Source organism: Pseudonocardia benzenivorans CB1190 (assembly GCF_000196675.2).
Classification (GTDB): Bacteria; Actinomycetota; Actinomycetes; order Mycobacteriales; family Pseudonocardiaceae; genus Pseudonocardia; species Pseudonocardia benzenivorans.
Map to the genome: position 1 here is coordinate 4785853 of NC_015312.1, position 16589 is coordinate 4802441.

A 16589-nucleotide genomic window follows, 5' to 3' on the forward strand; every position below is an offset into this window, starting at 1 on the left:
GGTCGGCTTCGAGGTGCCGCCGTGTGGGGCCGGCCGCACGACGCTCGGGCGACGTGCGCGGATCACGCCCGTCGCGACGCAGGGGAACGGTCGGGGCCGCACGGCCCCCGCCTGCCCGCCACGGCGGGCGGGGTCCCGTCACCCGCCGATCCGCCCGTCGGAGGCGGCGAGCGCGCTCGCGGTGCGCCCGGAGCGGGCGGCGATCACCTGCGCGACGATCGACACGGCCGTCTCGGCCGGGGTGCGGGCGCCGAGGTCGAGCCCGACGGGGCCGTAGATCGAGTCGATCTCCGCGTCGGAGAGACCCTTGGTCCGGAGCCGGCCGCGGCGGGCGGACTGCGTGCGGCGCGAGCCCAGCGCGCCGATGAACCCGCGGCCACCGCGCACCCCCTCGATCAGGACGGCGTCGAACCTGGGGGCGTGGTCGAGCAGGACGACGACGTCGGCGTCGGAGAACCCGGCGACGGCGGCCAGCGCCTCGTCGAGCTCGGCGACGGTGCGTGCACCCCAGCCCAGCAGCGCGGCCTGTGCGAGCAGGGCCTCCCCGATCGCGCCGGACCCGACGACGACGATCGTCGGCACCGGGACCCACAGGTCGGCCAGGACGTCGACACCCGCGGCGGTGAACCGCTCGGTCGTGGTGGCGCCGCGGCGCAGCAGCCCGCGGACGTGCGCGATGCCCGCCTCGTCGGCCTCCCCCGACCCGAGCGTGCCGTGGGCCTGCTCCAGTTCGGGGCCGGTGAGCACCAGCGCCGCCGTCCCGTCGGCGGGCGAGAGCAGCGCCGCCGGGACGCCGCCCTCGAGCGCGGCGCCCAGCGCCGCGGCGAGCCCGGCGGGCAGCGGATGCCCGAGCAGCGTCGCGCCACCGGCGCAGGCCAGGCCCGCGGCGAGCCCCGCCGCCTCGGACACGTGCGCCTCGCCGGTGCGGGGCCCGGCCGCGGCCTCGGCCGCGAGAGGGCGGACCGTGTCGTCGAGCGCGCCGCGATAGAGCACCCCCACGGCGTCCCCGCCGGGCGTCGACGCGACGAGCTGACCGGACTCGACGGTCCCGAATCCGTGCCGGTCGAGCACCCGGACGACCCCCACCGCCGGCATCCCGGCGCCCGCCCAGCGCTGCAGCGCGCGACCGAGCTCGCGGCGCGGATCGGCGGCGGACGAGGAGGAGGGAGCGGTCGTGGCGGTCACACCGACCAGGGTAGCGACCGGCGCCGACGGCGGGCCGCACGCGAGCCGGGCGCGTCCCGCCGGGCGGTCAACCGGTCGGGAGCGTGCGTTTGAGGGCGAAGATCGCGATCCGCACGACGATCGCGTCGACCAGCAGCGCGGCGAAGGCCCAGCCGTCGAACAGGCCGCCGAGGGGGCGGCCGGCGGCCAGGGCCAGCACGCTCGGCAGCAGGAACGTCGCGACGCCGATCGCGCCCGCCACGGCGGCCGACAGCAGTGGGACCGGCTGCGCCGCAGGGGTTCGCAACGTCCGCGCGAGCATCCCGGCGATCACCAGGTCCACGACCACGAGCACCGCGTCGATGATCGCGAGCCGCGAGTCGTCCCAGAGCCGGACCGCGTGGACCGCGTGCACCGCCGCCGACACGACGAGCAGCACGAGGAGGATCTGCGGAGCGGTGATCGCGCGGAGCCGGTTCACGACCGCCAGTCTCCCCGGTCGCACGCGACGGCCGGTCCCGAGGGCCACCGTCCCGCCGGAATACCCCACTGGGGTATCAGGTTGCATCGGTCATGATGGACACCCTGACGTACCGGACGGCCGAGAGGTGGGTCGACGAGGGCCTCCCGCTGGAGGCGCTGGAGATGCTGGAGCCGCGGGCCGAGGAGCTGCGGGCGACCGCCGGCGGCGCGCTGCTGCTCGGGCGCGCCTACTACCGCTCCGCGCAGCTGCGCAAGGCCGAGGCGGAGCTGCGCCTGGCCGTGGAGCTCGCGCCGGCGGACGCCTACGCCCGCTACCTGCTGGGCCGCACGTTGCAGCGGCAGAGCCGGCACGCCGAGGCCCTGCCGCACCTGCGCCTGGCCGCGGCCCAGGACCCCGGCTACGCCGGGGACCGCGACGCCTGCGCCGCGCGCGTGGGCTGACCGGCCGGTAAGGGGGCCGGCACCCGTCAGAGCCAGCCGTTGCCGTCCGCGATGCGGACGGCCTCGGCACGGGTGCGCGCGTCGGTCTTGCCGATCGCCGACGAGAGGTGGTTGCGGACCGTGCCCTCCGACAGGTGCAGCCGCCGCGCGATGTCGGCGACGGTCGCGCCGTCGGCCGCTGCGACGAGGACGTCGCGCTCGCGCTCGGTCAGCGGGCTGGTCCCCTGGCTCAGCGACTCCGCGGCGAGCGCCGGGTCGACGACGCGTAGCCCCGCGTGCACCCGGCGGACCGCGTCGACGAGCTGCTCGGGCGGTGAGTCCTTGACGACGAACCCCGCCGCCCCGGCCCGCATCGCCCGCGCGAGGTAGCCGGGGCGGCCGAACGTCGTGAGCACCACCACCCGGCAGGACGGGAGCTGCTCGTGCAGCAGCGCGGCCGCGGCGAGGCCGTCGATGCCGGGCATCTGCACGTCGAGCAGCGCGACGTCGGGCTTCGTCCGCGCCGCGGCGGGCCCGACCTCGTCGCCCGTGCCGACCTGGGCGACGATCTCGATGTCGGGTTCCAGGCCCAGCATCGCGGCGAGCGCCCCGCGGACGAGGGCCTGGTCGTCGGCCAGCAGGACGCGGATCGGGTCGGTCACCGCGCGGCTCCGGGGTCCCCGGCGGGCCCGGAGACGGTGGCGGTGTCGGTGACGGCGCCGGCCGGGTCGCCGGGGGTCCGGGCCGTCGTGCGGACGGTACGGCCCTTGTGCCGCACCGGCGGGCACGTCGCGACGAGCCGCCAGCCACCGCGCTCCCCCGGCCCCGCGTCGACCCAGCCGCCGATCGCGGCGACCCGCTCGGCCAGGCCGGACAGCCCGTTCCCGGCCGGGGTGGCGTCCGGGGCGCCGACACCGTCGTCGACGACCTCGATCGAGTCCGGGGTCAGCCGCACCGTGACCCGCTCCGCGCCGCTGTGGCGGATCGCGTTGGTGACGCCCTCGCGCAGTACGTGGGCGAAGACCTGCTGGCGCTCGGCGGGGACGTCGTCGACCGCGCGCGGCAGGTCGGCCCGGATCTCCGCGGCGCGCAACGCCCCCCGCGCCCCGGCGAGCTCGGCGGCCAGCGACGCGACGCGGTGCGCCGAGATCGTCGCGCGGACGTCGGTCAGTGCCTGGCGGCCGAGGCGTTCGACGTCGGCGACCTCGTCGGCGGCGCGCTCGTCGTCGCCACGCTCGAGCAGCCTGCGGGCGAGTCCGGCCTTGACGGTGATCGTCGTGAGCGAGTGCCCGAGTACGTCGTGGAGGTCGCGGGCCATCCGGTCGCGTTCCTCGGCGACGGCCAGCCGCGCGAGCTCCTCGCGGGCCGTGCGCAGCTCGCTGTTGGCCCTGATCAGGCCGAACATGCCGATCATCGCCAGCGTCATCGCGACGACACCGACGACCGCGCCCACGTCGATCGCGCCGAACTCCCAGCGGTAGAGCCCGATGGCCACGACGACGACGGCCAGCGCCACGACCGCAGAGGTCCGCCGCGGCAGCAGTGCCATCACCGCGACGACCAGGAAGCTGATCGTGTAGAGGACGCCGCCGTCGCTTCCGCCCGCACCCAGCCCCGCGACCATCCCGACCCACAGCGCGGCCATGCCGACGACCGTCACCACCGACACGAGCCTGCGCCCGGCCCACATCGCGTAGTAGAGGCCGCCGCAGTACCCGGCGATGTAGGCGACGACATCGAGCACGAGCAGGACGCGCAGCAGCGTCGGGTGCTGCGAGACCGCCGCTGCGTACACCCACGGCAGCAGCAGCAACGACCAGCCCGCCGCGATCGGCAGCCACTTGCGCAGCGAAAGGTGCGTCGGGTCGACGGGACCGCCGTCGTCGCGTGCTCGCCCGAGTCCCCGTGCACGGGCCGTCATGGGCTCCACGCTAGACCCGCAGTGCGTCGCGTCGGTACCGGACGGCCACCAGCCCGCCCGCGACGACCAGCCACGCGAGCATGACCGCCATGCCCTGCAGCGGCACCGCCTCCCCGGTCGCCTGGCCCCGCGCGATCTCGGCGAGCCAGTAGCTGGGCAGCGCGTGGGCGACGGTCGCCAACGCCGAGGGCAGGATGCTCGCCGGGATGAGGACGCCGCCGAGCAGGCTGAACAGCAGCATCGTCACCGTCGACATGCCCTGCGCGGAGTCCTGCGTCGCGCTCATGCCGACCAGCAGGCCGATCGCCGCGAACGGCAGCACCCCGAGCCAGGCTGCGGCGCCGACGCGCACCCACTCGACCGCCGTCAGGTCGACGTGCTTGACGACGACGGCCACCAGGAACGTCAGCACCAGCGCGGGCAGCGCCACGAGCATCGCGACGGCCGCCTTCACCGCCAGGTACGCCCAGCCGGGCAACGGGGTGAGCCGCAGCTGGCGGTTCCAGCCGACCGCACGCTCCACGGCGACCCGCCCGCCGGTGCTGATCGACGCCGAGATCGCCCCGAAGGCGGCCATGTTCAGCATCAGCACGACGGTGACCGCCGCGGCGTCGGCCCCGGTGGCGTAGAGGCCGGAGAAGAGGAGGAAGTACACGACTGGGAAGCCGACCGTGAAGATCAGGAACCGCGGCGAGCGGAGGACCCGCCGCACCTCGGACGTGAGCAGGACTCCCATGGTTCAGGCTCCCTGGGTGACGGGCTCGGCGGCGGTCAGGGCGACGAAGGCGTCCTCCAGGCCGTGGGCGGCGACCTCGATGTCGCGCGCGGCGGGGTACGCGGCGAGCAGCGCCCGCAGCGCGGCGTCGGAGTCGGCACAGACCAGCCGCGTGCGCGGGCCCTGTGCGTCGACGTCGGTGACCCCCGGCAGGGCGGCCAGGCCGGCCGGGTCCGCCCCGGGGACGACCGCGCTGACGACCCGGCCCGCCGCCAGTGCCCGCACCGCCGCGACCGACCCGTCGGCCACGACGCGCCCGGAGCGCAGCAGCACGACGCGGTCGGCGAACTCCTCGGCCTCGGCGAGGTAGTGCGTCGCGAACAGGACCGTGCGCCCGTCGGCGGCGAGCCGGTGCATCGACGCCCAGAACTCGCGGCGGGCGGCGACGTCCATCGCGACGGTCGGCTCATCGAGGACCAGCAGGTCGGGGTTGCAGGTCAGCGCCACGGCGAACCGCACGCGCTGCTTCTGCCCACCGGAGAGCTTCCCGAAGCGGTTGCCCGCGATGTCGGTGATCCCGGTGCGCGCCATGACGTCGGCCGGGTCGAGCGGCGACGGGAAGAGCGCGGTCGAGAGCCGGACGAGCTCGCCCGGCGTGATGTCCTCTGGGAAGCCGCCGGACTGCAGCATCGCCCCGACCAGTCCCCGGTTCATCGCCTCGCGCGGCGTGCGGCCGAACAGCGCCACCTCGCCCGCGTCGGGCCGGGTGAGCCCGAGCAGGGTGTCGATCGTCGTCGACTTGCCCGCGCCGTTCGGCCCCAGCAGCGCGACGACCTCCCCGGGCGCGATCGTCAGGTCGAGGCTGTCGACCGCCCGGACCTGCCCGTAGCTCTTGGTGAGGTCGGTGATCCGGACGGCGGCGCCGACGTCGGTGGTCTGCGTCATGAACACGACCCTCGCCGGTGGCCGCCGCGCGGGCCGGGAGCGGACGTCACGAACCCCGGGTGACGGATGTCATGATCGGCTCCGGGAACTCGGCACGCGCCCCGTTCGTCCGATCTGTGACGGCCGAGCCGTCGACGTCACCCCGCCTGCCTCCGACCGACAGGACAATGGACCCCTCCCGAAGTACCGGCGGCGCCGTCGGGCGTCGTCCCCGTAGCTCCCCCGGCGGTCCTCGATGACCGTCCTCTCGATCCTCCTCGGCGTCGTCGTGGTCGTCGTCATCACCGCCGCGACCGGCTGGTTCGTCGCCCAGGAGTTCGCCTACACCGCAGTCGACCGGGCCCGGCTGCGCGCCAGGGCCGCCGACGGCGACACCGGTGCCGACCGGGCGCTGGCCATCACCCGCCGCACGTCGTTCGTGCTCTCCGGCGCCCAGCTGGGCATCACCGTCACCGGCCTGCTCGTCGGCTACGTCGCCGAGCCGATGATCGGCGACGGCATCGGTGAGCTGCTCGGTGGCGCCGGCGTCCCGCCGGCTGTCGGCTTCGCCGTCGGCACGGTCCTCGCGCTGCTGTTCGCGACGGTCGTGCAGATGGTGTTCGGCGAGCTGTTCCCCAAGAACCTCGCGATCGCCCGGCCCGAGCCGGTCGCCCGCCGCCTCGCGCTGTCGACGCGTATCTACCTGACCGTCTTCGGCCGGCTCATCGCGTTGTTCGACAAGGCCGCCGAGCTGCTGCTGCGCGCGTTGCGCATCGAGCCGGTGCACGACGTCGAGCACGCCGCGACGCCGCGCGACCTCGAGGCGATCATCGACGAGTCGCGCGACAGCGGCACGCTGCCCGTCGAGCTGTCCGCGCTGCTCGACCGCGTCCTCGACTTCGGCGACCGCACCGCGCGGGCGGCGATGATCCCGCGCCCCCGGGTCACGACGGTCCAGGCGGACGCGACCGTCGCCGACCTGGTCGCGACGATGGCGTCCGGGCACTCGCGGCTGCCCGTGCTGCGCGGGGACCCCGACGACGTCGCCGGCGTCGTCTGCCTGCGCGACGTCCTCGCGCTGGAGGCCACCGGCCGCGACGCCGCGACGGTGCGCGTCGCCGACGTCATGCGCCCGCCGTTGCTGGTCCCCGCGTCGCTCCCGCTGCCCGCCGTCCTCGCCCAGCTCCGCGACGCCGACGAGGAGTTCGCCTGCGTGCTCGACGAGTACGGCGGCCTCGCGGGTGTGGTGACCGTCGAGGACGTCGCCGAGGAGCTCGTCGGGGAGATCACCGACGAGCACGATCCCGCCGGCCTCGACGCCTCCGTCGCCGCCGACGACGGCTGGACCGTCCCCGGGTCGCTGCACGTCGACGAGGTCGAGCGGCTGGTCGACCACCCGCTGCCCGACGGCGACCACCAGACGGTGGGCGGGCTCGTCGTGAGCGCGCTGCAGCGGCTGCCCGAGGTCGGCGACGCCGTCACCGTCGTGCTGCCGCACCGGCCGGGCGCGGAGGAGGACGACCCCGTGGTGCTGCTGCACGCCGAGGTGCTGGTGGTGGAGCGCCGGGTGCCGTCGCGGGTCCGGCTGCGCCTGGCCGCGGCTCCCCGTGACGCGTCGACCGCGACGGTGGCCCGATGAGCGCGTGGGTGATCGTCGTGTCGGTGGCGCTCGTGGCGCTGTCGGCGTTCTTCGTCGCGATCGAGTTCGCGCTGGTCGCGGCGCGGCGCTACCGGCTGGAGGAGGCCGCGGAGACGTCGGCCTCCGCGCGGGCCGCGCTGCGCAGCGCACGCGACCTGTCGTTGCTGCTGGCGGGCTCGCAGCTGGGCATCACGCTCTGCACGCTGGCCCTCGGCGCGGTGACCAAGCCGGCACTCGACGCCGCGCTGGAGCCGGTCCTGACCGGCTGGGGGCTACCCGGGGCGACGGCCGGGGTGGTGTCGTTCGTGCTGTCGCTGATCGTCGTGACGTTCGTGCACCTCGTCGTCGGGGAGATGGCGCCGAAGTCGTGGGCCATCGCCCACCCCGAGCGGTCGGCGACCCTGCTGGCGCTGCCGATGCGCGGGTTCATGTGGCTGACCCGGCCGATCCTGGTGGTGCTCAACGGCATGGCGAACCGGTGCCTGCGCGCCGTCGGCGTGGATCCCGTCGACGAGGTGGGCGCCGGGCGCGACCCGGCCGACCTGCGCGAGCTCGTGACGCACTCCGCGCGGGCGGGCGCGCTGGACGCCGAGCGTCGCGACCAGCTCGTCACGGCACTGGAGCTGCACCGCACGCCGCTGCGGGCGCTCGTGCGGCTCGACCCGGCCGGGGTCGCCGCGGACGACGACGCCGCCCGCATCCGTACGGTGTCGCGGGAGAGCGGGCACCTGCGGCTGGTCGTCCGTGACGGGGACGTGCCGATCGGCGTCGTGCACGTCCGCGACGCGCTGGCCGCCGCCCCCGGCGCGACCGCGCGCGGCCTGATGCGCCCCGTGCTCACGCTGCCCGGCGACGTCACGGCGCACGCCGCCCTGGGCACGATGCGCGAGCGGCGGGCGCACCTCGCGCTGGTGTCCACCGACGGCCGGTTCGGCCTGGTCACGATGCGCGACATCGTCGACAGGCTGCTCCCGGCCGAGCAGGCGGCGGGCTGACCCGGCGGCCCGGCACGTGCCGGGCCGCCGGTGGCGTCAGCAGCCGAGCAGGCGCGCCGCGAGGTAGGACTCGACCTGGTCGAGCGCGATCCGCTCCTGCGACATGGTGTCGCGCTCGCGGATCGTCACCGCCTGGTCGGTGAGGGTGTCGAAGTCGACGGTGATGCAGAAGGGCGTGCCGATCTCGTCCTGGCGGCGGTAGCGACGGCCGATGGCGCCCGCGTCGTCGAACTCCACGTTCCAGTTCCTGCGCAGGGCCGCCGCGAGGTCGCGCGCCTTCGGCGACAGGTCGGCATTGCGCGACAGCGGGAGCACCGCCGCCTTGACCGGCGCGAGCCTGCGATCGAGCCGCAGGACGACGCGCTTGTCGACGCCGCCCTTCGCGTTCGGCGCCTCGTCCTCGGTGTAGGCCTCGATGAGGAAGGCCATCATCGAGCGGCCGACACCCGCCGCAGGCTCGATGACGTACGGGCGGTACCGCGTGCCGGACGCCTGGTCGTAGAACGACAGGTCGACGCCCGAGTGGTTCGAGTGCGTCGTCAGGTCGAAGTCCGTGCGGTTCGCGATGCCCTCGAGCTCGCCCCACTCCTGGCCGGTGAACTCGAAGCGGTACTCGATGTCGACGGTGCGCTTCGAGTAGTGGGAGAGCTTCTCCTTCGGGTGCTCGTAGTGCCGCAGGTTCTCCCGGGCGATGCCCAGGTCGGTGTACCAGCGGGTGCGCTCGTCGATCCAGTACTGGTGCAGCTCCTCGTCGGTGCCCGGCTCGACGAAGTACTCCATCTCCATCTGCTCGAACTCGCGCGTGCGGAAGATGAAGTTGCCGGGGGTGATCTCGTTGCGGAAGCTCTTGCCCATCTGGCCGATGCCGAAGGGCGGCTTCTTGCGCGAGGTCGTCTGCACGTTGAGGAAGTTGACGAAGATGCCCTGCGCGGTCTCCGGGCGCAGGTAGTGCAGGCCCTCGTCGGTCTTCACCGGCCCGAGGTGCGTCTCGAGCATCATGTTGAAGTCCTGCGGCGGGGTGTACTGGCCGCGGGTGCCGCAGTTCGGGCACGGGACGTCGGACAGGTCGTCCTCGGAGGCGGTCTTGCCCGTCCGCTCGACGTACTCCTCCGCCAGCTGGTCGGCCCGGAAGCGCTTGTGGCAGCTCAGGCACTCGACCAGCGGGTCGTTGAACACCCCGACGTGGCCGGACGCGACCCACACCTGGCGCGGCAGGATCACCGAGCTGTCGAGGCCGACGACGTCCTCGCGGCCGGTGACCATCGTGCGCCACCACTGGCGCTTGATGTTCTCCTTGAGCTCGACACCCAGCGGCCCGTAGTCCCACGCCGAGCGGGTACCGCCGTAGATCTCGCCGGAGGCGAAGACGAATCCGCGGCGCTTCGCGAGCGCGACGATGGTCTCGATCTTGGCGGAGGTCGGCTTGCTGGCCACAGCTGGTATCTCCAGGAAGAGTCCCGAAACGGAAGTCCACAGCCTAGCCAGGCGCCGCCCGCCGCTCCCGGCACCCCTTCCCCCGCCGGCGGGCGCGGCGCGCGTCTTGTCCCGACGTCGCGCGGATCGTGCGGTCGGCGCACGCCCAGCAACCCGCGCGGCGGCCGCACAACTCGCGCGGCGGGCGGCAAAGCCCCGCGTCAGGAGATGCCGAGAGCAGCGCGCAGGCGCGCCGCGACCGCGTCGAAGTCGGCCAGGTCGGCCCACGTCCACCGCACGACCCGCAGCCCGACCGCACGCAGGGCGTCCTCACGGCGCTTCTCCACCCAGACGACGGCGGCGGCGTCGTCCCGCGAGCCGCGCGTGTACTTCACGCGACCGTCGAACTCGCCGACGACACGACGGGCGGGCCACCCGAAGTCGACCCTGCCGATCAGCCGACCGCCCCCACGGACCTCCCACTGCAACTCCGGCCTCGGCAGGCCGTGGCGGCGCAGCGCCACCCGGCTGCGCGACTCGCCCACGCTCTCGGCCCGTCCGTCCGCGAACTCGACCACACGGCCCGCGGCCGTCGCACCGCACCGATGCCGTGCCCGTCGACGCGCGTGGGCCAGGGACGCGGGCGCGACGAGACCCGCGCGGAGGGCGGCATCCGCCACGGCCACGGCCTGCTCGAACGGCTCGGTCCGGGCGATGTCGACGACGGTCCGGGCGACGGTCGTGGCGTGGCAGCCGGCGAGCAGCTCCGTCTCGTCGTCGGCGAGGCCGGTGCCGTGCAGGTGCAGGCGGGCGGACCGGCGAACCGATCCGGGGGACGCGCGCGTGAGGTGCACCCCTGTCGAGGGGCACGTCCCACACCGGCAGACCGTGCAGCACGGCGGCCGACACGTGGCTCGCGGCGACGGGAATCCGCAACCGCGCGAGCGCCGCGCGGACCTGCAGGGCGTGTCTCGCCGCCCGGTCGATCCCCTCGGCCTCGGCGGCCGGAAGGTAGGCGCCCCGCGCGATCCGCACGAGCTCGCCCTTGGCACACCACCGGGCGAGCTCGTCGTCCGACACGCCTGCGGCCAGCAGGGCGGACCGGCTGGTCAGTCCGTGAACGTCCACACCTTCGACGGTGCCGCCGCCGGAGCTCCCCGGCCACCCCGACCACCGTCCCCTGTGGACAACTGCGCGGAGCCCACACCCGTCCCCAACCGCACCCGGCCCCCCTTGACAACCCCGCGCGCCCTTCCCGGCTACCGCGCGGCTCGTTCGTTCGCCGCCGCACCTGCAGGACGCGCCGCGTCCCCACAACCCGTGTGTATCGGCATTCGCTTATATAAGGTGCGGCTGTTAGAGTCGGGGCGTGCACGCGTTCGACGTCCTCGGCGACCCGGTCCGGCGGCGCATCCTCGAGCTCATCGCCGACGGCGAGCGCAGCGCCGGGGAGGTCACCGCCACGGTGCGGGAGGAGTTCGGCATCTCCCAGCCGGCGGTGTCGCAGCACCTGAAGGTGTTGCGGGAGAACGGGTTCGCGAGCGTACGGCCCGTCGGCACCCGCCGGCTCTACGCGGTGCGGCCCGAAGCGCTGCAGGAGGTCGACGTGTGGCTCGAACGTTTCCGCCGGTTCTGGACCCCTCACCTCGACGCGCTGGCGACCGAGATCGCCCGCGGCAGACGCGAACGGAGACAGCAGTGAACGACACGACGGACGTCCGACACGAGGTCAGCGCGGTGCGGCGCGCGATCGGCAGCAGGACGTTGGAGGCGGGCGAGGCCCGGGTCCTCACGATCAGCCGCGTCTACCCGACGACGCCTGCCGACCTGTGGGACGCCTGCACCGACATCGAGCGCATCCCCCGCTGGTTCCTGCCGATCACCGGCGAGCTGAAGATCGGCGGGAGCTACCAGCTCGAGGGCAACGCCAACGGCACGGTCGAGCGGTGCGACGCGCCGAACTCCTTCGCCGCGACCTGGGAGTTCGGCGGCGAGGTCAGCTGGATCGAGGTCGCGGTCACCGCGGAGGGCGACGGACACGCGCGGCTGACCATCGACCACATCGCCCACGTCGACGACGAGCGCTGGGCGATGTTCGGGCCCGGGGCGGTCGGCCTGGGCTGGGACCTGGGGCTCTACGGCCTCGGACTGCACATCGCCTCGGGCGAGCGCGTGGATCCCGAGGCCGCGCAGGCGTGGACGACCTCGCCGGAGGGCGTCGCGTTCCTGACCGCGGTGAGCGACGACTGGTGCCGCGCGTCGGTCGGCGCCGGCACGCCGGAGGCTCAGGCCCGCCCGGCCGCCGAGCGCGTGACGGCGTTCTACACCGGCGCGGAACCACCGGCCGAGGGCTGACCGGCCCGGGACGGGGCCGTCACGCCAGGAGGCTCTCGTGCGTGACGGCCGCGCCGCCGGCGCCGCTCACCAGGGTCTCGAAGGTCGCGGGCTCGTCGGCGAGGGCCTCGGCGAGCAGCGGGACGACGTGCTCGCGCACGGGGAACGGCGAGAGCGCGCGGCGGTAGGCGTCGACGGAGGCGAACCGCACCTGCAGCACCCAGCGCGTCGGCTCCTCGATCGCCCGGCCGAGGTCGCCCCCGAGGCAGCCGGGCGCGGCCGTGAGCAGCTCGAGGGCCGTGCGCCCGCGCGCGAGGAAGGCGCCGGCGTCGGCCGGAGGGACGTCGAAGCGGCACACCAGCAGCACGAGGTGCGAATCTAGTCCTGTCGGGGCGCCTACCATGGGGGCCGGCCCGTACTGACAGGGACGAGGAACATGTCGATCACCACCGGCTCGGCCGCGAGCGCCGACGAGCACGTCGACCACGACGAGCGGACGAGCGTCGCGCCGGCCCCCGTCCGCACCCCCGACACGCTCGCCGCGGCCGGTGACCTCCTGCGTGCGCTGGCCGCGCCGGTGCGCATCGCGATCGTGCTGCAGCTGCTGGAGTCCCCGCGCTGCGTGCACGACCTCGTCGACGCGCTGGCCGTCACCCAGCCGCTGATCAGCCAGCACCTGCGGGTGCTCAAGTCGGCAGGGGTCGTGCGCGGGTCCCGGCACGGCCGCGAGGTCGTCTACTCGCTGGCCGACGACCACCTCGCCCACATCGTCGTCGACGCCGTCGCCCACGTCGAGGAGGACGCGTGACCGATCCGCGGCCCGTGGTGCGGATGCGTTCGACGCGGCAGCGGGCCGCGGTGTCCGCGCTGCTCGACGAGCTCGACGACTTCCGCTCGGCCCAGGAGATCCACGACGCGCTGCGCCGCTCCGGCGAGGGCATCGGCCTGACGACGGTCTACCGCACCCTGCAGGCGCTGGCCGACAGCGGCGAGGTCGACGTGCTGCGGATGGGCGGCGGCGAGGCCGTCTACCGTCGGTGCGGCACCGGCGAGCACCACCACCACCTGGTCTGCCGGCACTGCGGGACGGCGGTGGAGATCGACGGGCCCGACGTCGAACGCTGGGCCGACAAGCTCGCGGCCGAGCACGGGTTCACCGAGGTGAGCCACACCGTCGAGATCTTCGGCGTCTGCCGGGACTGCGCGGGGACCGCCGCCCGGCGCTGACCACGGCGGGCGGCGACGTCCGTAGGGTGGCGTCGTGCCCTTCCAGCCACCCGCCCCGCACCCGTCGGGCGCCCGGCCGCCTGCCATCCCGCCCGAGCTCGTGCCCAACCACGTCGCGCTGGTCATGGACGGCAACGGCCGCTGGGCCAACGCCCGCGGGCTCCCCCGGATCGAGGGCCACCGCCGGGGCGAGGCGTCGCTGATGGACGTCGCCCGCGGGTGCATCGACATCGGCGTGAAGTGGCTGTCCGCCTACGCGTTCTCGACGGAGAACTGGAAGCGCTCACCCGACGAGGTCCGCTTCCTGATGGGCTTCAACCGCGACGTGATCCGCCGCCGGGTCGACGAGATGCACGCGATGGGCGTGCGCGTCCGCTGGGCCGGCCGGCGCCCGCGGCTGTGGCGCAGCGTGATCCGCGAGCTCGAGGTCGCGGAGGAGAAGACCCGGCACAACGACGTCCTCACCCTGACGATGTGCGTCAACTACGGCGGGCGGGCCGAGATCGCCGACGCCGTGCGGCAGATCGCCCGGCTCGTCGCCGAGGGCAGGCTCAAGCCCGACAAGATCGACGAACGCACGATCGCCCGGTACCTCGACGAGCCGGACATGCCCGACGTCGACCTGTTCGTACGCAGCTCCGGCGAGCAGCGGACGTCGAACTTCCTGCTCTGGCAGTCCGCCTACGCGGAGATGGTCTTCCTCGACACGCTCTTCCCGGACTTCGACCGTCGCCACATCTGGGAGGCGATCGAGATCTACGCGCGGCGCGATCGCCGGTTCGGCGGGGCGGTCGACAGGTCCGAGGGGGCGGGCGCGTGACCGACATCGCCGACATGCTCGATCTCGCCCGGCGGGCACTGGAGCGCTTCCACGAGGTGCAGGTCGACGACGACGGGGCGGTGACGTTCGTGCACGGGGCCGTGCCGTGCGTCGTGCAGGGGCTCGAGCTCGAGGAGGGCCTGCCCGTCCTCAACGTCACCTGCGTCGTGGCCTGGGACCTGTCGCTGGAGCTCGACGTGCCCACCCGCGTCGCGATGGGCGCGGGCGAGGGCCTGTTCGGGACCCCCCGCGTCGTGCGCGGGGACAACGGCTGGGACGTGACGTTGCGCTACGCCTTCCCCGTCGCGGGCCTGCAGGAGAAGCCGCTGGGGACGCTGCTGATGCTCGTCGCGGGACACGCCTCGGCCCTGCGCGCCGAGCTGGTGGACTGAGCCGCAGCCGCGGTCCTGTCGGAGCGGGCGCGCCCGCGGCAGCGCCGCGACCCGTGACGAGCAGCCGCCGGCGGCTCCTTCCTACCCGGGGACGTCCGCGAGCAGCCAGGACACCTCGACGGACAGCTGGGCGGGGTCGTCACGGTGCGGGCCGTAGACCTCCCAGCGCGACCCCGCCGGCTGCCGACCCGCTGCGCGGCACCAGGTCCCGAGGGCCCGATGGGCGGCGCCGAGCCCGGTGTAGGGCCCGCGGTGGACCGTCGTCGCGACCGGCCCGGCCGGAAGACCGGACGCCACCACCCGGCCCGACGGTCGTACTCCGCCCGGCGCCAGGACGCCGACCTCGATGTGCAGCCCGGCGACGGTGTCGCGGTAGAGCATGACGTTGCGGCAACCGCTCACGACCCCCGCGGAGCGGAGGAGGGCCCAGACCTCGTCGAGCAGCCCCGGCCACACCTCGGAGACGCGCTCCGGGCTGGTCAGCGCCGCGACGACGAGCGTCGGCCTGCCCTCGACCCGCTCCTCGACGACCACTCGCCCATCGTGGCCCGTGCCGGCGCGCGGCGGAACCTGCCCGCCGCCGGTGCCGTTGGTGCGGGTCCGGGACGGCGCAGGGAGCCGCCCCGGACCCGAGTTCGCGGGTCAGGCGTCGATGTGCACGAGCGGCAGCGAGCTCAGCTGCGCGGGGTTCATCGCGGATGCCGCTGCCAGCACCTTCTGCTGGGCCTCCTGCATCCGCGCGTCGAGCAGCCCGGACAGCCCGTAGGCGATCCGGCCGAGCTGGCGGACGGCGGTGTCGTCGACGATCGGCTGGGTTGCCGACACGACGGCGACACCCGTCGGGGCGCCCGCGTTGTTCTGGGCGACGCCGACGGTGAACGTCTCGCGGGGGTTGGTGTGCCGGGAGGCGTAGTGGTCGCGGAGCTTCTTGATCAGCCCGTGGAACTCGCCGACCTGGCCGTCCATCTTCAGCTCGGCCAGATCCGCGTCCTTCAGCACCTCGGTGCGGCCGGAGAAGCACCGCACGTAGGCGACGAGCGCGCCCGTCCAGAGCGCCTCGACGACGACGGGCTCGGGGTTGTTCGCGAGCGTCGACACCAGGTGCTCACAGCACTGCAGCACGTACTGCAGGTCCTCGAAGACGGCGGCCATCTTCGTCAGCTCCGCCGACTCCGGGGTGTCCATGCGCCGTACCGACGCCGGGGCCTCCTCGGTGTCGGTCGCGCCGGTCGTCCCGTTCGTGTCGGCCACATTGCCCCCTGCTGTTCGTGCACTGCACTGCGTGAGGCCGCAGGCTAACCCCGGAACCGGACAGCGGCGATCTCGATATGAGACGCCGGTCACGGCGATCTTCGGCTCGTGAGCGGCTCACAGGGGGGCGCGGCGCTCCACCAGGGGCAGTGAGCGGAGCTGGCGTTCCAGGTGCCACTGCAGGTGCGCCGCGACCAGGCCGGAGGTGTCGCGGCGGGTCGTGGGCGCCGAGGCGTCGGCGGCGTCCCAGTCGCCGTGCAGGAGCGCGTCGAGCAGCGTGAACGTCTCCGCGGAGGGCAGCACCGAGCCCGGCGGGCGGCACCGCGGGCACACCGCTCCCCCGCCGGCGACGCTGAACGCGCGGTGCGGGCCAGGCTCGGCGCACTTGGCGCACTCCGTGATCGCCGGCGCCCATCCGGCGTGGCTCATGGCGCGCAGCAGGAACGCGTCGAGGACGAGCGAGGGGTCGCGCTCGCGGCCCGCCATCGCCCGGATCGCACCGACGAGCAGCAGGTAGACCCGCAGCGCCGGCTCGCCCTCCTCGGAGACGAGCCGGTCGGCGGTCTCGAGGATCGCGCAGCCCGCCGTGTAGCGGCCGTAGTCGTCGACGATGCCGGCACCGAACGCGTCGACCGTCTCGGCCTGCGTGACGACGTCGAGGCTGCGGCCGGTGTAGCACTGCACGTCGACGTGGTTGAACGGCTCGAGCCGGGCCCCCCAGCGCGACCGGGTGCGGCGCACGCCCTTGGCGACGGCGCGCAGCTTCCCGTGCCGGCGCGTCAGCAGCGTGACGATCCGGTCGGCCTCGCCCAGCTTCTGCACGCGCAGCACCACCCCGGTGTCGCGGTACAGCCCCACCGGGCGAGCGTACGTGGCGCGCCGCGGCCCGTC

General features: G+C 74.5%; 21 protein-coding genes and 1 pseudogene. 9 read left to right on the forward strand and 13 right to left on the reverse strand.

What is annotated here, in order from left to right:
* Window positions 1-138: 138 nt before the first annotated feature.
* A complete protein-coding gene (locus PSED_RS22425; protein ID WP_233899110.1) occupies window positions 139-1185 on the reverse strand; it encodes an XdhC family protein in 1047 nt (348 codons plus the stop codon).
* A 67-nt stretch (window positions 1186-1252) separates the two neighbouring features.
* Window positions 1253-1645, reverse strand: coding sequence for a hypothetical protein (locus tag PSED_RS22430; protein WP_013676529.1), 393 nt, complete (start codon window positions 1643-1645; stop codon window positions 1253-1255).
* 92 nt (window positions 1646-1737) lie between these two features.
* Between PSED_RS22430 and PSED_RS22435 the strand changes: the two genes are divergently transcribed.
* Window positions 1738-2088: a hypothetical protein gene (locus PSED_RS22435; RefSeq protein WP_013676530.1), complete on the forward strand. Its 351-nt coding sequence runs from the start codon at window positions 1738-1740 to the stop codon at window positions 2086-2088.
* Window positions 2089-2114: 26 nt separating this feature from the next.
* Here PSED_RS22435 and PSED_RS22440 read toward each other — a convergent pair whose 3' ends face one another.
* From PSED_RS22440 to PSED_RS22455, 4 genes are read right to left on the reverse strand one after another with little or no spacing between them, the layout of a single operon-like run.
* The gene (locus PSED_RS22440; protein WP_013676531.1) at window positions 2115-2729 is read right to left on the reverse strand and encodes a response regulator transcription factor; all 615 of its coding nucleotides are present in this window, start codon (window positions 2727-2729) and stop codon (window positions 2115-2117) included.
* Window positions 2726-3988: a sensor histidine kinase gene (locus PSED_RS22445; RefSeq protein ID WP_013676532.1), complete on the reverse strand. Its 1263-nt coding sequence runs from the start codon at window positions 3986-3988 to the stop codon at window positions 2726-2728. The genes PSED_RS22440 and PSED_RS22445 overlap by 4 nt, the downstream gene beginning before the upstream one ends.
* A 10-nt stretch (window positions 3989-3998) precedes the next feature.
* On the reverse strand, window positions 3999-4724 hold the full coding sequence (locus PSED_RS22450; protein WP_013676533.1) for an ABC transporter permease: 726 nt from the start codon (window positions 4722-4724) through the stop codon (window positions 3999-4001).
* 3 nt (window positions 4725-4727) lie between these two features.
* Entirely contained in the window at window positions 4728-5648 is a 921-nt protein-coding gene (locus PSED_RS22455) for an ABC transporter ATP-binding protein (RefSeq protein ID WP_013676534.1), read from the reverse strand.
* A gap of 235 nt (window positions 5649-5883) precedes the next feature.
* Here PSED_RS22455 and PSED_RS22460 point away from each other — a divergent pair, with 235 nt between their 5' ends.
* Both PSED_RS22460 and PSED_RS22465 read left to right on the forward strand, forming a co-directional pair.
* Window positions 5884-7266 (forward strand): hemolysin family protein, encoded by a 1383-nt coding sequence (locus tag PSED_RS22460; RefSeq protein ID WP_013676535.1) that lies wholly within the window; start codon window positions 5884-5886, stop codon window positions 7264-7266.
* Window positions 7263-8261: a hemolysin family protein gene (locus PSED_RS22465; protein ID WP_013676536.1), complete on the forward strand. Its 999-nt coding sequence runs from the start codon at window positions 7263-7265 to the stop codon at window positions 8259-8261. Before PSED_RS22460 ends, PSED_RS22465 begins: the two co-directional genes overlap by 4 nt.
* Window positions 8262-8297: 36 nt before the next feature.
* Here PSED_RS22465 and PSED_RS22470 read toward each other — a convergent pair whose 3' ends face one another.
* The 3 genes and pseudogenes from PSED_RS22470 to PSED_RS35720 form a co-directional block, all read right to left on the reverse strand.
* Window positions 8298-9695 (reverse strand): glycine--tRNA ligase, encoded by a 1398-nt coding sequence (locus tag PSED_RS22470; RefSeq protein ID WP_013676537.1) that lies wholly within the window; start codon window positions 9693-9695, stop codon window positions 8298-8300.
* Window positions 9696-9895: 200 nt separating this feature from the next.
* Window positions 9896-10528, reverse strand: coding sequence for a hypothetical protein (locus tag PSED_RS22475; protein ID WP_233899112.1), 633 nt, complete (start codon window positions 10526-10528; stop codon window positions 9896-9898).
* Window positions 10529-10691: 163 nt separating this feature from the next.
* Window positions 10692-10802: pseudogene (locus PSED_RS35720) on the reverse strand (type IV toxin-antitoxin system AbiEi family antitoxin domain-containing protein); the annotation flags it as partial.
* 241 nt (window positions 10803-11043) lie between these two features.
* Here PSED_RS35720 and PSED_RS22480 point away from each other — a divergent pair.
* Complete coding sequence (locus tag PSED_RS22480) at window positions 11044-11376, forward strand: ArsR/SmtB family transcription factor (RefSeq protein ID WP_013676538.1); 333 nt, start codon at window positions 11044-11046, stop codon at window positions 11374-11376.
* On the forward strand, window positions 11373-12029 hold the full coding sequence (locus PSED_RS22485; protein ID WP_013676539.1) for an SRPBCC family protein: 657 nt from the start codon (window positions 11373-11375) through the stop codon (window positions 12027-12029). Before PSED_RS22480 ends, PSED_RS22485 begins: the two co-directional genes overlap by 4 nt.
* A gap of 19 nt (window positions 12030-12048) precedes the next feature.
* Here PSED_RS22485 and PSED_RS22490 read toward each other — a convergent pair whose 3' ends face one another.
* Window positions 12049-12375, reverse strand: coding sequence for an antibiotic biosynthesis monooxygenase family protein (locus tag PSED_RS22490; RefSeq protein ID WP_041759959.1), 327 nt, complete (start codon window positions 12373-12375; stop codon window positions 12049-12051).
* 69 nt (window positions 12376-12444) lie between these two features.
* Between PSED_RS22490 and PSED_RS22495 the strand changes: the two genes are divergently transcribed.
* The 4 genes from PSED_RS22495 to PSED_RS22510 are packed head-to-tail and all read left to right on the forward strand — an operon-like array spanning window position 12445 to window position 14447.
* Window positions 12445-12816: an ArsR/SmtB family transcription factor gene (locus PSED_RS22495; protein ID WP_013676541.1), complete on the forward strand. Its 372-nt coding sequence runs from the start codon at window positions 12445-12447 to the stop codon at window positions 12814-12816.
* A 23-nt stretch (window positions 12817-12839) separates the two neighbouring features.
* Window positions 12840-13235, forward strand: coding sequence for a Fur family transcriptional regulator (locus PSED_RS22500; protein ID WP_173400110.1), 396 nt, complete (start codon window positions 12840-12842; stop codon window positions 13233-13235).
* Between the two features lie 34 nt (window positions 13236-13269).
* Window positions 13270-14055 (forward strand): isoprenyl transferase, encoded by a 786-nt coding sequence (locus PSED_RS22505; protein ID WP_013676543.1) that lies wholly within the window; start codon window positions 13270-13272, stop codon window positions 14053-14055.
* Window positions 14052-14447, forward strand: a complete 396-nt coding sequence (locus PSED_RS22510) for a hypothetical protein (RefSeq protein ID WP_013676544.1) — start codon at window positions 14052-14054, stop codon at window positions 14445-14447. The genes PSED_RS22505 and PSED_RS22510 overlap by 4 nt, the downstream gene beginning before the upstream one ends.
* Window positions 14448-14528: 81 nt before the next feature.
* Here the strand turns inward: PSED_RS22510 and PSED_RS22515 are convergent, their stop codons facing one another.
* From PSED_RS22515 to recO, 3 genes are all read right to left on the reverse strand, one after another.
* Window positions 14529-14981, reverse strand: coding sequence for a GyrI-like domain-containing protein (locus PSED_RS22515; protein ID WP_013676545.1), 453 nt, complete (start codon window positions 14979-14981; stop codon window positions 14529-14531).
* A 108-nt stretch (window positions 14982-15089) separates the two neighbouring features.
* Entirely contained in the window at window positions 15090-15698 is a 609-nt protein-coding gene (locus PSED_RS22520; RefSeq protein ID WP_013676546.1) for a hypothetical protein, read from the reverse strand.
* A gap of 117 nt (window positions 15699-15815) precedes the next feature.
* Entirely contained in the window at window positions 15816-16556 is a 741-nt protein-coding gene (gene recO, locus PSED_RS22525) for a DNA repair protein RecO (protein ID WP_013676547.1), read from the reverse strand.
* Window positions 16557-16589 lie beyond the last annotated feature (33 nt).

Coding starts and splice junctions, on each gene's coding strand:
- PSED_RS22435 (WP_013676530.1), top strand. CDS start 1,738: ATGATGGACACCCTGACGTACCGGACGGCCGAGAGGTGGGTCGACGAG.
- PSED_RS22445 (WP_013676532.1), bottom strand. CDS start 3,988: ATGACGGCCCGTGCACGGGGACTCGGGCGAGCACGCGACGACGGCGGT.
- PSED_RS22450 (WP_013676533.1), bottom strand. CDS start 4,724: ATGGGAGTCCTGCTCACGTCCGAGGTGCGGCGGGTCCTCCGCTCGCCG.
- PSED_RS22455 (WP_013676534.1), bottom strand. CDS start 5,648: ATGACGCAGACCACCGACGTCGGCGCCGCCGTCCGGATCACCGACCTC.
- PSED_RS22460 (WP_013676535.1), top strand. CDS start 5,884: ATGACCGTCCTCTCGATCCTCCTCGGCGTCGTCGTGGTCGTCGTCATC.
- PSED_RS22465 (WP_013676536.1), top strand. CDS start 7,263: ATGAGCGCGTGGGTGATCGTCGTGTCGGTGGCGCTCGTGGCGCTGTCG.
- PSED_RS22495 (WP_013676541.1), top strand. CDS start 12,445: ATGTCGATCACCACCGGCTCGGCCGCGAGCGCCGACGAGCACGTCGAC.
- PSED_RS22500 (WP_173400110.1), top strand. CDS start 12,840: ATGCGTTCGACGCGGCAGCGGGCCGCGGTGTCCGCGCTGCTCGACGAG.